The organism is Streptococcus infantis, from assembly GCF_047465185.1.
GTDB lineage: Bacteria > Bacillota > Bacilli > Lactobacillales > Streptococcaceae > Streptococcus > Streptococcus infantis_O.
The window spans coordinates 598,299-612,448 of record NZ_JASHAJ010000001.1; the positions used below are offsets into that span (position 1 = coordinate 598,299).

Annotated in this window: 11 protein-coding genes and 1 other annotated feature; all 11 genes read right to left on the bottom strand. The window is 37.6% G+C overall.

Translation table 11 applies throughout. From position 1 onward, the window contains the following. Nucleotides 1-86: 86 nt before the first annotated feature. The 11 genes from QM382_RS03025 to QM382_RS03075 all read right to left on the bottom strand — a co-directional run bounded on the left by QM382_RS03025 (nucleotide 87) and on the right by QM382_RS03075 (nucleotide 13,997). Nucleotides 87-518 (bottom strand): hypothetical protein, encoded by a 432-nt coding sequence (locus QM382_RS03025; RefSeq protein WP_303405186.1) that lies wholly within the window; start codon nucleotides 516-518, stop codon nucleotides 87-89. 161 nt (nucleotides 519-679) lie between these two features. Continuing rightward, a complete protein-coding gene (locus QM382_RS03030; RefSeq protein WP_006148413.1) occupies nucleotides 680-1,438 on the bottom strand; it encodes an ABC transporter ATP-binding protein in 759 nt (252 codons plus the stop codon). Then, a complete protein-coding gene (locus QM382_RS03035) occupies nucleotides 1,435-2,301 on the bottom strand; it encodes an ABC transporter permease (protein WP_414272393.1) in 867 nt (288 codons plus the stop codon). Before QM382_RS03035 ends, QM382_RS03030 begins: the two co-directional genes overlap by 4 nt. Before the next feature lie 60 nt (nucleotides 2,302-2,361). Beyond that, on the bottom strand, nucleotides 2,362-3,360 hold the full coding sequence (gene trpX, locus QM382_RS03040) for a tryptophan ABC transporter substrate-binding protein (RefSeq protein ID WP_414272394.1): 999 nt from the start codon (nucleotides 3,358-3,360) through the stop codon (nucleotides 2,362-2,364). 134 nt (nucleotides 3,361-3,494) lie between these two features. Continuing rightward, nucleotides 3,495-3,709, bottom strand: a binding site (T-box leader). A gap of 94 nt (nucleotides 3,710-3,803) precedes the next feature. After that, nucleotides 3,804-6,629, bottom strand: a complete 2,826-nt coding sequence (gene ppc, locus QM382_RS03045; protein WP_414272395.1) for a phosphoenolpyruvate carboxylase — start codon at nucleotides 6,627-6,629, stop codon at nucleotides 3,804-3,806. Nucleotides 6,630-6,652: 23 nt separating this feature from the next. Continuing rightward, on the bottom strand, nucleotides 6,653-7,864 hold the full coding sequence (ftsW, locus tag QM382_RS03050; protein WP_414272396.1) for a cell division peptidoglycan polymerase FtsW: 1,212 nt from the start codon (nucleotides 7,862-7,864) through the stop codon (nucleotides 6,653-6,655). A gap of 212 nt (nucleotides 7,865-8,076) precedes the next feature. Then, a complete protein-coding gene (prsA, locus tag QM382_RS03055; protein WP_414272397.1) occupies nucleotides 8,077-9,045 on the bottom strand; it encodes a peptidylprolyl isomerase PrsA in 969 nt (322 codons plus the stop codon). 73 nt (nucleotides 9,046-9,118) lie between these two features. Further along, nucleotides 9,119-9,832, bottom strand: coding sequence for an O-methyltransferase (locus tag QM382_RS03060; protein WP_053092431.1), 714 nt, complete (start codon nucleotides 9,830-9,832; stop codon nucleotides 9,119-9,121). A 1-nt stretch (nucleotide 9,833) separates the two neighbouring features. Further along, nucleotides 9,834-11,636 (bottom strand): oligoendopeptidase F, encoded by a 1,803-nt coding sequence (pepF, locus tag QM382_RS03065; RefSeq protein WP_414272398.1) that lies wholly within the window; start codon nucleotides 11,634-11,636, stop codon nucleotides 9,834-9,836. An 18-nt stretch (nucleotides 11,637-11,654) separates the two neighbouring features. Then, nucleotides 11,655-12,611: a competence protein CoiA gene (locus tag QM382_RS03070; protein ID WP_414272399.1), complete on the bottom strand. Its 957-nt coding sequence runs from the start codon at nucleotides 12,609-12,611 to the stop codon at nucleotides 11,655-11,657. A gap of 237 nt (nucleotides 12,612-12,848) precedes the next feature. Beyond that, a complete protein-coding gene (locus tag QM382_RS03075) occupies nucleotides 12,849-13,997 on the bottom strand; it encodes a hypothetical protein (protein ID WP_414272400.1) in 1,149 nt (382 codons plus the stop codon). Nucleotides 13,998-14,150 lie beyond the last annotated feature (153 nt).

Genomic DNA, 14,150 nt, shown 5'->3' on the forward strand with positions numbered 1-14,150 from the left:
TTCATAAGTTTCCAGCTATCATGAAAAAGAGAATCTTCTGAGCAAACCAATCTAATATTTGAAAGAAAAATAGAAAAAATTAAAGACTATTTCACTTGATCTTCGAGATTATTTTTTAATATCCTGCTAATATACTGACCATCTTTTCTACTAATACAAGCTGTTGCAAAAGTCATTGGTGCTATATAAACTTCTCCTCTATATGATGGATCGGTTAAGACAGGCATCGAATAATAGGCGTTCTTTTTATTTTTAAGGTCAATAAACCATTTTCCTCCTAGGTGTTTGCGAAAGGTTTCGCCGATATAAACTGTCAAATAATCCAACATCTTCCGGTCTGCTATCAAAGCATGGTGGTCTTCGTAGTGAGCCAAGATCCAAGCCTCCAAATCATCCAAAGACTGCATACTATAGTCTAAATTTAGCCCTTCTTTCTCCGCAAACTCCCTTGTGAAATAGTCCATCTTAAATCCAATCTGAAAAATCCATTCCTGAAAATCTTCTTGTGTGTATGCCATGTTTTTATCTCCTACTTCTATCAAAGTTTAAGATTCTTAGATTGATTCTATTATAAAGTAAAACTGGCAATAAAGGAAATATAAATATAGTTTAAATTCCACTAAAAAACTTAGAAGTAAAAATTCTACTTCCAAGTTTTTAATCAATTATTTAAAATCATCTACTCAAATAGTTGATAGTAATCTGAAATCTTCATCTTGGCTTTTTCATCCTTGTTTAAATCTTGGATGATTCGTCCTTCCTTCATAACAATGAGACGATTTCCATACTTGAGAGCATCTTCCATATGGTGGGTAATCATCAGAGCAGTCAGATGGTCCTTACTGACAAAGTCATCTGTCAATTCCATCAAGGCTACACTTGTTTTAGGGTCAAGCGCTGCCGTATGTTCATCCAACAAAAGAAGTTCAGGACGTTTCAAGGTCGCCATCAAGAGGCTCAAGGCCTGTCTTTGTCCACCTGACAAGAATTCAATCGGTGTATCCAAGTGTTTTTCTAGACCATTTCCGACTTTCTCAATGGTTGCTTGAAATTCTTCCTTGTAAGCTGAGAGTCTTCTCGGAAAAAGTCCACGTTTTTCACCACGAAACTTAGCAATTAAGAGATTTTCTGCAACCGTCATACGAGGGGCAGTTCCCATCTTTGGATCCTGAAAGACACGAGAAAGGTACTTGGCACGTTTTTCAGGGCTAAAATGAGTCACATCCTCACCCATAATACGGATAGTCCCACTAGTCAGGGGCAAAGTTCCTGCAATGCTATTAAAGAGTGTTGATTTTCCTGCACCATTTCCACCCAAGATTGTGATGAAGTCGTGTTCATAAATATCAAGAGAAACATCGTTTAGGATAATTTTTTCCTCGTCAAAGCCATTTTTAACAATTTTTGTGGCATTTTTTAATTCTACAATCGCTGTCATTTGCTTAACTTGACTCCTTTCAAGTATTTATCCTTAAGTGTTGGAATGACTAGACAAGTTGCTAGGATAAGAGCACTATATAGTCGAAGGTAGCTTGTGTTAAAGCCGAGAGCAATGACTCCCCATACCAAGAATTGGTAGCTAATAGAACCAACAACAATAGTAACCAGGCGTTCTGCTAATGTAAGGCTCTTAAAGATTACTTCACCGATAATTAAGCTTGCAAGACCAACTACGATAACCCCGATACCACGAGAAACATCTGCATATCCTTCTTGTTGAGCGATAAGAGCACCAGCAAGTGCAATCACGCCATTTGACAAGACCAAGCCCATAAGTTCCATACGTCCAGTATTGATACCAAAACTACGAGCCATATCTGGATTATCTCCTGTTGCGATATAAGCTTGTCCCAATTTAGTATCTAGGAAGAAAAGCATCAGAAGGATAACTAAAGTCACAAAAATCAAACCTGTAAATAATTGATTAACCTCAGATGAGAAAGGAAGAACGTCCTGGATTTGTTTAGTTCCTAAGAGCCCAAGGTTTGCCCGTCCCATAATCATGAGCATGATAGAATGGCAAGAAGTCATCACCAAAATACCAGACAAGAGTGTTGGAATCTTTCCTTTCGTGTAAAGAAGACCAGTCGCTAAACCTGCAAGACAGCCTGCTCCAACAGCTACTAAGGTAGCAAGAAATGGATTGACACCTTGTGTAATTAGAGTTACTGCTACCGCTCCTCCAAGCGGGAAGGAACCCTCGGTTGTCATATCTGGGAAGTTCAGGATTCGAAAGGTCATAAAGATTCCCAAACCTAGAATAGCCCAGACAAATCCTTGTGAAATAATCGATACTATCATGTTACATTCATTTCCTTCTTTTAAAAATTGGAGGAGATGTCTCCAACTCCTCCTTCATTCTTATTCGATTACTTGACCAGCTTCTTTAAGAACTGATTCTGGAATCGTGATTCCAAGTTCTTGAGCTAGTTTTTTGTTGATAACTGATTTACCAGTTGAGAAGACATTAACTGGTGTATCTGCAGGTTTTTCCCCCTTCAAGACTTTAGCGATCATCTTACCAGTAGCCACACCAAGATCGTGTTGATCCACAACGACTGATGCCAAACCACCCGCTTCTACCATGGCAGTCGCACTTGGGTAGATTGGTTTTTTAGCTGTTTGGTTGCTTGATACTACAGTTGAGAATGCTGATGCGATTGTGTTGTCAATTGGAACCCAGATTGCATCTACTTTACCAGTCATAACGTTTACTGTAGAAGCAATTTCGTTAGTTGAAGGAACTGCAAAAGTCTCTACTTTCAAACCAGCTTTTTCAGCGTAAGCTTTGAACTCTTCAACTTGTGATTTAGAGTTATCTTCACTACTTGAGTAAAGAGCTCCAACTGTCTTGACATCAGGAGTCAATGTTTTAATCAATTCAACCTGTTGTTCAGCAGGGTTATGGTCAGATACCCCTGTGATGTTTCCACCTGGTTTTTCCAAGTTTTGTACAAGGTTAGCTCCAACTGGGTCTGTAATAGCTGCCATGATAACAGGAAGGTCTTTTGTTGCACTTGCTAGACCCTGAGCTGCAGGTGTCGCAATTCCGACAACAACATCATTTCCATTTGACACCAATTGTTTACTCATTGTGGCAACCTTACTTTGGTCACCTTCTGAATTCATAAAGTCGATTTTAACTTGATCGCCTTTATAGCCTTCTTCAGCAAGTCCATCTTGGATACCTTGGTAAATCAAGTCAAGCGATGGGTGACTGACGAACTGTAGAACACCAACCTTAGCAGTTTTGTTAGCTGTCTCGGTTTTAGTATCTTGTTTCGTTAAGTTAGAGTAGACCAAGCTTCCTCCAACTACAAGCGCTAGTGCTGCAATAATACCAATTAAACGTTTATTCATATCTATTTCTCCTTATTTCACTTAAACTTAGTAATGTTCATGTCACTTTCAATATAACTTTACCAAGCGTCGCCATCGTTTGATTTCCATCATTTTTTCCTCCCCATAGAAAAAGTCCTCACACAAAAAACTTGTGTGAGGACGTCGATGCGCGGTGCCACCTCAATTATAGGAATTATTCCTATCGCTCTTACTCGCTTCACGAGTTGCACTATAAGGTGTGCTCACCGAATTCTTATGATTTCAAATTCTTAATAACATCCAGCCCAATTTCATCATCTTCTTCTATCTGTTTCCACCAACCACAGACTCGCTAAAAAAATTCGATGATTACTTTCTGAATGCTTAAATTATATCATTTTACTAAAACTTGTCAAGGATTTTCATGAATTATTTTAAAAAATTATGAAAATTCCTACGGTTTTTGGAAAATCTTACCTGAATTAACCTGAATTACGTAATCCTGTAGCAATTCCGTTAATAGTTGTATGAATCAATCTTTCTTCATCTGAAGAAAGCTCGCCACGACGTTGACGCTTAATCAACTCTAACTGAATATAGTTAAGAACATTGAAATAAGGCATGCGGTAGTTCAAACTGTCTTTCAAGTAAGTATTTTCTGCCAAAAGTTCATCATAGCCTTCGATGGCCAAGATAACGTTCTTAGTCAATTGCCATTCATCCAAAATAGTATAGTAGATTGCTTGCACTTCTTCACTTTCACAAAGTTTAGCATATTCAAAAGCAATATTCATATTTGATTTTGATAGAACCATATCAACGTTTGATAGGAGTGACTGGAAGAAGGGCCAATTTTGATACATGTCACGAAGGTATTCAATATTTTTTGGATCTTGATCAATAAATTCCTTGAAGCTTGAACCAACACCATACCAACCTGGGAACATGACACGACTTTGTGACCATGAGAATACCCAAGGAATGGCACGTAGACCACCAATTTCAGTGATTGTTTTACGTGCTGCTGGACGAGAACCAATATTAAAGCTTGAGATATTCTTAATTGGACTAGATTCAAAGAAATAATCATAGAAATGGTCATTTCCAAATACTAGTTCACGATAGATATCATAGCTACGACTGACTACTTGGTCCATGATTGCCTCATAGCGATTTGATGTATTAGTATCGCTCTTCTTCTGTGTAATCATACGGTTGATAGCCGCTGATACCAACATTTCCAAGTTATAGTAGGCTGCATCCTTGTTTCCGTATTTATTTCCGATGACTTCACCTTGTTCAGTTAATCGAATACGGTCCTTGATTGATTTGAGTGGTTGAGAAGCAATGGCGTCATAAGTAGGGCCACCACCACGACCAACAGTACCACCACGACCGTGGAAGAAGGTTACTTTGACTCCAAATTCATCACCGATAGCGGTTAATTGTTGTTGAGCTTTGTATAGAGTCCAACAAGATGATAGATAACCGCCATCCTTGTTACTATCTGAGTAACCTAGCATGATTTCTTGATAATTATCTTTTGAAGCAATCCACTTCTTAGCAAGCGGTAAAGAGAAATACTTTCTCATAGTCTCTTCGGAATGATCCAAATCTTCAATCGTCTCAAAGAGAGGCACGATTTGTACACGTGCTTTTTCAGCATCCACAAGACCGACTTCTTTCAGCATAATCGCCAATTCTAACATATCAGACACGCTGGTTGCATGAGAAATAATCGTTTGACGAATGACATCTTCACCCAAACGGTCTTTTAATTCACGGGCAGTTTGGAAAATAGCTAACTCTTTTTCGAGTAGTTCAGACTTCTCAGCATAAGTCGCTGACAAGATTCGAGGGTCTTCTAATAGTTCATGTAAAAGCAACTCGCACTTCTCATCTTCTGAAAGATCGCTATAATGGTCATTAATTCCAGCAGATGCTAACAATTCAGCAACACAGGCTTCATGAACACTTGAGTCTTGGCGCATATCGATAGATGCCAAGAAGAAACCAAAGACTTCAACAGCCTCCAAAAGCTCGGCAAACTCTCCTGTAAGCAAAGCTTCTGCCTTATTTTCAAGCAATGAATCTTTAATGATAGCTAAGTCTTGTTTAAATTCTTCAATTGTTTCGTAGTAAGGAGGACGCTCATCTGCCAAATCTTGGATAGCTCCTGAGATTCGATTACTGATATAGTCAGTTACCTCTCCTTGTTGATGTCCTTGAGCACCAAAAAGTCGCTCAATATGATGACGTTCATCTGCTGATGAGCCGACAAGAGCCCACTCTTTCAAATTTAAGAGAGTTTGAATTAATTTTGATTGAATAAAGTGAAAAGCCCGACGATAAGGTTCTTTCTCGCGGAAAACAGATGTATCACTAGATTGAGCAGCCATTTCTTCAACAGTCTTGCTTGTCTTAGATAAATTAGTAGAAAGAGAGAAAGTACGGTAAAGACTAGAAATCTTGCTGATGTAGTAGTTGAAGATGACTTCACTTTGAATGGTTGCAGAACGCATGAGTGTCTCAGCAGTTACAAATGGATTGCCGTCACGGTCTCCACCAATCCACATTCCCATGGTGATAGGTTTTGCTTGTTTTAGGTCAATTCCCTGCTCTTTTGCAAGACGCTTATACTCTAACATTAGATTTGGTACAGCTTGTAGGAAAGAACTATTGTAATATTCCATCACGTTTGTGATTTCATTCGTTACTTTTAGTTTCTTCTCACGAATCATATCCGTCTGCATGATAATCTCAATGTAGCGACGAAGATCATTGTGCCATTTTTCTTTGTTAATAAGCCCCATTTTCACGTCACGGTATTTACGCAAGAGAGTATGGATATGATTAGTCAAGTCCAGCATACTCTTACGTTGAACCTGAGTTGGATGGGCTGTTAATACTGGCACCACGTTCAGATGTTCAAGAATTTCAGCCGCATTTTCTTTTTCAGCAACCATTTCAATGGTTGTTGACAATTTACCAAGATAATCTTGATCAATATTGTTTAGATGGTTAATCTCATAAGCTAAGTCTACGTCTTCGGAGATGTTAATCAAAAGTGGTAAAATAGAGAAATATCTAGAGATGTAGACCATTTCATCATTTGAAAGGCTTCTCACTACCTTATCTAGTCCTTGATAGTCTAGATTTGATGATAGCTTCTTCAACTGCATAATCTTATCAAAAGTCTCAGCAGGAAGCATATTTTTCGTGATATCTTCAAGTAAATCTGTCAAGATTTGAACTTCTTCTTGGACTACAGTTTTGTTTCTGTTATTTTCTAGTTTTTGAAGAGACATATTTTTCTCCTTGTCACATTTTCTTAGAGCTGTGCTTCATATTCGCGGTAGAGTTTTGCACGCTTTTCACTGGCATCGATATTTAACACAAAGGCGATAGCTACTGATAGAACCAGGAGACTATTCCCCCCTTGTGAAAGGAATGGGAAGGTTACACCCGTTGAAGGGATCAATCCTGAAATCCCTCCAATATTAACGAATACCTGAATTAAAATCATTCCACCAATACCGATTGCTACCATAGAGTTGAACGGATTTTTTGCTCGTACTCCCACTAAAATAATACGAAGAATTAGGAAGAATAATAGAGCTAAAATAAGACTGGCACCAACAAATCCAAACTCTTCAATTACAATAGAGAAAACAAAGTCCGTGTGTGCCTCAGGTAGATAGCCTCGTTTTTCGATAGAGTTTCCTAATCCTAGCCCAAACCATCCTCCATTTACCATAGCATAGTATGAATTTGCCAACTGGTGTCCTGCACCAGCGACATCATCAAATGGATTAAAGAAAGCACTGAATCGTTTAGCTACGTATCCAAATACTGGAATCTTAGAAAACTTATCAACACCAATAAACTTAATGGTTGTTAGAGAAACAAAGGATAAACTGGTCAATACTCCAAGAATAGTTGCAAACCATCGGTGAGCTATCCCACTAATTGAGTACATCAACAATGCTACCAAAAAGAGAATTGTAGCATTTCCAAGGTCAGGGAAAATAGCCAAACTACCAATCATGACTAGAAGTACAAAGCGCCAATCGTTAAACGCTCTAGGAAACCATTGGTTTTGAGTTAAAACTTGGAAATCATAAACGGCAATTTCTTCTTGTTGTTTTGAAAAACGTTGAGCCAAGTACCAAATGATGATAATTTTCAAGTATTCCGCAGGCTGAACAGTAATAGGTCCTACTTTGATCCAACCGTAAGCACCATTGATGGGAATCCCAATCAAACGAGCTAAAGCTAGTAACACTAACTCAGAAAACATAACGATAAATAACAAACGTTCGTTTCGAAGAAAACCAAGTTTCAGCTTATAGATTACTGCAATAAGCAACAAACTAACGATCCAAAACAAGCCCTGATTTCGAACTAATTGAAAGGCGCTCTTACCCTCCTGAATCAAGGATGCACTCGTTGTCGAATATACCACTATCAATCCCAGAACGGATAAGAGAATATAGGGCACCAAAATGGAATAATTCAACAGGTGCCTTTTACTAATTTTCATATTTCACCATCTACTAAATTTTTAATTTTCTATTCATTCTAGTTTTACAAGCTATTATACCATTTTTTAAACTAGAAAAAAACTCTTATCCGTTAAAGCCTAGAATTTGTACTTGGAGAATTCACAAATCATTTATCTACATTTTCAACTTTTAGTTAAGAAAGCTTCAAAAAACTCTACCTTTCAAGAGTAGAAAGATAGAGTTTTCATCTTTAGTTTGAAGATGTTGTTGTCGTTTCAGTTGCTGCTGATGTAGTTGTCGTTTCAGTTGTTGTATCACTTTGGATGTACTGAGTAAAGACATTTTGGAAGGCCTGATCTTTAACCTTGATATTTGCCGCCTGCAACTCTTTACTAATTACACCTTGAACAAAAGTAGCATCATTTTGTTTTTGAGTCAGGATAACTGTCTTCAATTTTTCTTTATAATCTTCCCAGTTAGAAGATTTTTCTGTTTTCTTAGTCAATTTAACAATATAGAAGCTGTTTGAATACGCTTGTGTACCTGGAGCTGTAATCACATCTGAGATTCCATCAACGTTAAGGGCAAAGGCTGCTTTTTTAACAACGTCTGGCAATTCTGTTGATGCAGAGTCGAAGGTGATTTCACCACCATTTGCTTTTGTCTTTTCGTCAGTTGAATTATCTTTAGCCAATTGTGCGAAGTCGGCTCCAGATTCTTTAGCTTTAGCAAGAACTTCTTTAGCCTTATCTTCACTGTCAAGTTTAATAATTTGCGCAGTTACTTCTGGTGTGTACTCATCGTAAGCTTTTTTGTAGTTCTCATCTGTCAATTCAGCTTCTGCAGCTTTCTTAACAGCATACTCAACCAATTTACTTGTACGAATTTGAGCCTTACGACTTTCAGCTGTCATACCAGCACGAGAAAGAACGATTTGATAGCTATCACCATATTTCTTCTGTTCTTCTGCTACAGCTTCTTCAACTTCTTTATCACTTACTTCAGATCCATATTGTTTTTCAAAAACTTTTTGAATAGTCATGTTAAGTAATACCTGTTGAGCAGTTGGGTTGTTTTTCACTTCTTCATAAAATTGGTGCTCAGTGATGACATCACCCTTCATACTGATGAGGTCAGCTCCTTGAGAACTATTTGAACAAGCAGCCAAAGTAGCTACTGATAACAAAGTGATGGCACCAGCCAATAATTTTTTCTTCATGTTTACTCCTTTTTATCACTAGATAAATGTTTACCTTATCTATTTTACTAAATTGTCTTAAAAATATCTGAAACTAATCAACATCAGGCAGTTCTACTTCTGCTTGATTCTTTCTTAGCATCAATATTCCATCTCCAAGAGGAACCAAAGTAGCGGTTAATCCTGGATTGTCCAAAGTCGCATCAAAGAGTCGTTGCAAGCCCCGATAAATCGTCCGTTGTCCACGTCGGACTTCCATAATATCCTTAGCAATATCTCCACCTTGGAAAATATCATCCAAGACAACTACTCCACCAACCTCAAGGTGTTTGAGTATTTCTGGTAGAAAGATGATGTATTTGGACTTAGCAGAATCCATAAAAACAAAATCATAGGTCTCTGTCAATATTGACAAAACGTCTACCGCATCGCCTTCCAAAAGAGTGATTTGTTGGCGATTATCAAACTTGGCGAAATTTTCCTTGGCAAAACCAATCATTTCAGGATTTCTGTCAATGGTTGTTATTTTTGCATTTGGAGCATGATTTGCCATTAAAAGAGCTGAAAATCCAATTGCCGTTCCAATTTCTAAAATATTCTTTGGTTGAATTGTTTCCATTAGGAAACGGAAATAAGCGACTGTTTCATGAGGAATGATAGGAATATTCTCCTTGCGAGCAAAGTTTTCTAGTTCTTTTAAAGAACCAGTCACCTGCTCTTGTCTGTGGCGCATAAATTCCACAATCTCATCCTTAACAACAGGCCGTCGCATGTTATGGTTAGCATTTTTACTGTATGACTCAACCATTTTATGCTAATCCTAATTTTTCAACAAGGGCTTCGAACTCATCCAAACGGCGTTCAAAGACTGCAAAGGCATCATTAAGATAGTCTTCTTTTTCCATATCAACACCAGCTTTTCGCATGATATTTAGAGGATAGTCTGACTTCCCAGCCTTGAGGTAATCAATATAACGGTTACGATCATCTTGACTACCGTGAACAATCTTTTCAGCCAAGGCTGAAGCTGCTGCAAAGCCTGTTGAATATTGATATACATAGTAATTATAGTAGAAATGAGGGATACGAGCCCACTCGTACTGAATTTGAGGATTGTCTTCCTTGCTTAAGCCATAATATTCTTGGTTCAAGTCAGCATAGAGATTGTTTAAGAACTCGCTTGTCAAGACTTCACCATTTTGATCGGCTTGGTGAATAGCATGTTCAAATTCAGCAAATTGAGTTTGGCGGAACACTGTTCCACGGAAACCATCCAAGAAGTTGTTTAGAATAGCGAAGCGTGTTGCGTCATCTTGAACTTCTTGCAATAATTTTTCAGTTAGGATATTTTCATTGGTTGTTGAAGCAATTTCTGCCAAGAAGATTGAGTAATCTCCGTATACATAAGGTTGAGTTTCACGCGTGTAGCTTGAATGCATACTATGACCTGTCTCATGTACAAGAGTAAAGAGATTATCTAGGTTATCTTGCCAGTTAAGGAGCATAAAGGCGTTAGTATCGTAGGAACCACCTGAATATGCACCTGAACGTTTGCCTTGGTTTTCATACACATCAATCCAACGTTCGCTAAAAGCGCGTTTAACACGACTCAAGTAATCCTCGCCAAGAACAGCCAAAGCTTCCTCTGCCTTCTTCAAGGCTTTCTCATACGTAAAGCTATATTCTACTGAAGACAGTGGTGTATAGACATCGTACATTTTAAGGTCTTGAATACCCAAGATTTTTGAACGAAGTGAGAGATAACGATGCAATAATGGCAAATGCTTACGAACAGCAGACACTAAGTTGTCATAGACACTTTCTGGAACAAAGTTGGCCGCAAGAGCTGCTTCACGCGCACTCTTGTAGTTCCGAACTTTTGCACGGTAGTTTTGTACTTTTACATTTGTCTGCAATGTTTTAGCGTAGGTATGTTGATATTGCTCATAGGTAGAGTATAGTGCTTCATATGCACCATGACGAACTTCACGATTCTTAGATTCTACTAAGCGCATATAGACACCATGTGACAACTGTACCTCGTTACCATCTTCATCTTTAACAAATGGAAAGACGATATCTGCATTATCTAAGATAGCAAAGGTTTCACTAGCTGCACCAAAGATTTCACCAGCACCTGCTAACAACTCTTCTTCACGTTGTGAAAGGACATGTTCCTTATTTTGCAATAGTTTATCAAAGAAGTGTTTATAAGTCTGGAGTTTTGGTTCTTCTGCTAGAAAGTTTCGATACTGGTCTTCTGTGATTGCCATAAATTCAGGCTCATAGAAAGAGAAGACTTGATCAAGTTGACTATAAAGAGTCATGGCTTTTGCATAGTATTCTTGATATTTAGCAACTCGTGTATCTTGGTCGTTTTTCATATGTGCATAGACATAGAGTTTTTCAAGACGACGACTCAAGTCCAGATAACGCTCTGTAATATCAAGAAGACTTTCTGCACTATCCAAGAGATGTCCTTCAAGACTAGCTGCTTGTTTTGTATCTTCCGTTAAAAGGGCGAGTTCTTCTTCCCATTTTTGGTCTTTTTCAAAGATCGTTGATAGATCCCATGTATCTTTTTCATTGATTTCATTTCGTTGTAATACCATAAGTTTCCTCCATCCTTTCTATTTTACCATATTTTTCGAGAAATACTGCTGATAAAAGGCAGGTGGATAGAGCTTTTGTTGCTGATTTTGTGGATTCAGTTCATAATAAGCCTGAAAGTTGCGGTAATAATCATATAGATTTTGACTTATCTGACAAAAATGACCAGATTCTATCGGCCTTACTTGGGGATACCAGTCCTGAGTCTTCAAATTTAATAGGTTCTCTCCTCTCAAGTAAGCTTGGGCTTGTTGCTTCATCCAATAGGGGTTTTGATAATAGAGTTGTTTTTGAATGTAACGACAAATATTCTTGTCCTGTTCGACAGAAAAAGCAGTTAGCTCTTGCTGCTGGTAGGGACTACGTAAAATTTCTAGGAGATTTCCTTTGCCGTAAGAAAATTCCTTGAGCTGATAATGGAGTTTCCCTTTCAAATCTTGGTGAAGGAGGTACTTGAGCCTCAAAACTTGTCTTTTATGGTCTAACTCCCAAAGATAAAATCCCATATTATTACTAAAATAAAGAAAATTTCTTTGAAGTTTAGTTAGTCGCTCTTTTAGCCAGAGCTTTTCTCCCAGTAGCCAAAGAACTTGAATTCCCAGACTTCGATAACCATTACTTCTCTCCCGTAAAAGTTCACAAGAAATAGGACTACACTGAACTTCCAGTGCTAATTGCTTATTGATAAAGATATCTGCGATTTGCTTAAGTTCAGGAATCGGATATTCCATTTCTACTTCAGCATCTTTCTTAGCCCAATTTAAAAGTGCCACCTTATTTTCCAAATGTTCTGGTCCTTCATTCTCATGATAAAAATCACAACTTTTTAAACTTTCATGCGCAAAATGAGTTCTTACATTTTTTCCTTTTTTCAAGCGAACACTCGTTCCGCAAGCTGGACAATAATAAGCTTGTTTCTTTACTTCATTCTCTAACGCGTTGATTAAATGACCTTTTTTATCTCTAGCTAAAAACATATATCCCCCTTTTCTACTTTATTCGAAAAGGATAAGAAAAGAGAGTGGGACAGAAATCGGTAATTTGCTAGAATTCGATTTCGTCGTCCCACCTCCGCACAGTTGAGTAGGGCTGTAAAAGCTGATGAAAGCAGCGTAGTAGAGCCCACTCAACCACTGCGTCTTGCTCGACAATCCAAAGACAATTGAGAGTCTAGAACTATTATCCCAGACTCTTCTTCACAATAACATCTAGTATCATTTACGTTTGTTCTTCATATATTTCCGTAACATGGGAATAAGATTCTGTATTTGATCCTGCTTTATCACCATTACACCATATTCCTGACAACGATGACTGTAAACGGGGTTAATCTTGCCTGAGCAAACAATTATTTTCAAACAATTATCACCTGCAAAATGATTGGCATAAACTTCAAGTTCGTTAATAGCTTCAACTGCTAGATCCGTCATTTTACAAGAAATGAAAACTACAGAGTGACCTTTACGAAGAATAACATCAATCTCATTTTGAACATTGTCAGCCTCAGGAAAAATCCCATTCCAGTCAATTTCAGTACCAATCATACATTCATCAAAATACTCCGACTCGAGGGCTAGTAAATAGATATACAATTCTAAAATATGCCCTTTAGTTCGACATAGCAGATGTGCTTCTGGTGTTGGGAATGTATAAGTGACAGTATCTGTTGTTTCCTCTTCTACTTTCAATAAATTAGCTTTTGTGAACAAAGGAATCAAGCTACTGGGGTAAGAATAAATCTTTCCATTACTCTCCAAAACTTTTGCTGTTTCAGCATGAAAATCAGTTGTTTTTGCCAGTGCAAAGAATTGGGTAATCTGATACCATTTTTCAGGATTTTCAATAGCATTTTTTGCCAATTTTTTAATAGCTAGCACTTGCTTATTAGAATACTGAGGTCTTCTTGATTTAAGAACTTTTCCACCACGTAAAGCTATCAATTGTTCAATGGATAAACTAGGAATATCTAACTTTTTATCATAAATCTTGCCCCTTTTCCAGGTATACTGCTTTCCTTGTTCAACATCCATAGCAATAATCGAAATACCTTTCTCCAAACCAAACTGATATAGAACTATTGCTAATAGGTTATCTCCGCCAAAAACATCGATGGTAACTGTCTCAAAATCATTGATAAATACGTCTAATTCCTGGCAGGTTTTTTCTAGGTTAAATTGTCGAAAATGTACTTGTTTTAAGTGAGGAACCTGTTCCATTAGAAAATGCTTCAAGGATAGCTTTTCTTCCTCAGCAATTTTTCTTGTAGAAAGGTATAAAATCTCATCACAATCACTGACAAAAGCCTGGTAGACATTTTTCTCAATGGTATGACGGTCGTACAGTTCAATTAAAAGACTAGTCATCCTAAGACCTCCTCTACAAAAAAGTCTGAAAGAATAGTGGTCGATTAGAATCGTTTTAAAACTATCACAATTCTGTTTCATTTCATCGACTTCTCCTACTTCTAGTATAGCATAAATTGAGAATTCCCTTTCTTATTAGGGTAATAAATAAGG

Coding starts and splice junctions, on each gene's coding strand:
- prsA (WP_414272397.1), bottom strand. CDS start 9,045: ATGAAGAAAAAATTATTGGCTGGTGCCATCACTTTGTTATCAGTAGCT.
- ftsW (WP_414272396.1), bottom strand. CDS start 7,864: ATGAAAATTAGTAAAAGGCACCTGTTGAATTATTCCATTTTGGTGCCC.
- QM382_RS03030 (WP_006148413.1), bottom strand. CDS start 1,438: ATGACAGCGATTGTAGAATTAAAAAATGCCACAAAAATTGTTAAAAAT.
- QM382_RS03060 (WP_053092431.1), bottom strand. CDS start 9,832: ATGGTTGAGTCATACAGTAAAAATGCTAACCATAACATGCGACGGCCT.
- trpX (WP_414272394.1), bottom strand. CDS start 3,360: ATGAATAAACGTTTAATTGGTATTATTGCAGCACTAGCGCTTGTAGTT.
- QM382_RS03070 (WP_414272399.1), bottom strand. CDS start 12,611: ATGTTTTTAGCTAGAGATAAAAAAGGTCATTTAATCAACGCGTTAGAG.
- QM382_RS03075 (WP_414272400.1), bottom strand. CDS start 13,997: ATGACTAGTCTTTTAATTGAACTGTACGACCGTCATACCATTGAGAAA.
- QM382_RS03025 (WP_303405186.1), bottom strand. CDS start 518: ATGGCATACACACAAGAAGATTTTCAGGAATGGATTTTTCAGATTGGA.
- QM382_RS03035 (WP_414272393.1), bottom strand. CDS start 2,301: ATGATAGTATCGATTATTTCACAAGGATTTGTCTGGGCTATTCTAGGT.
- ppc (WP_414272395.1), bottom strand. CDS start 6,629: ATGTCTCTTCAAAAACTAGAAAATAACAGAAACAAAACTGTAGTCCAA.
- pepF (WP_414272398.1), bottom strand. CDS start 11,636: ATGGTATTACAACGAAATGAAATCAATGAAAAAGATACATGGGATCTA.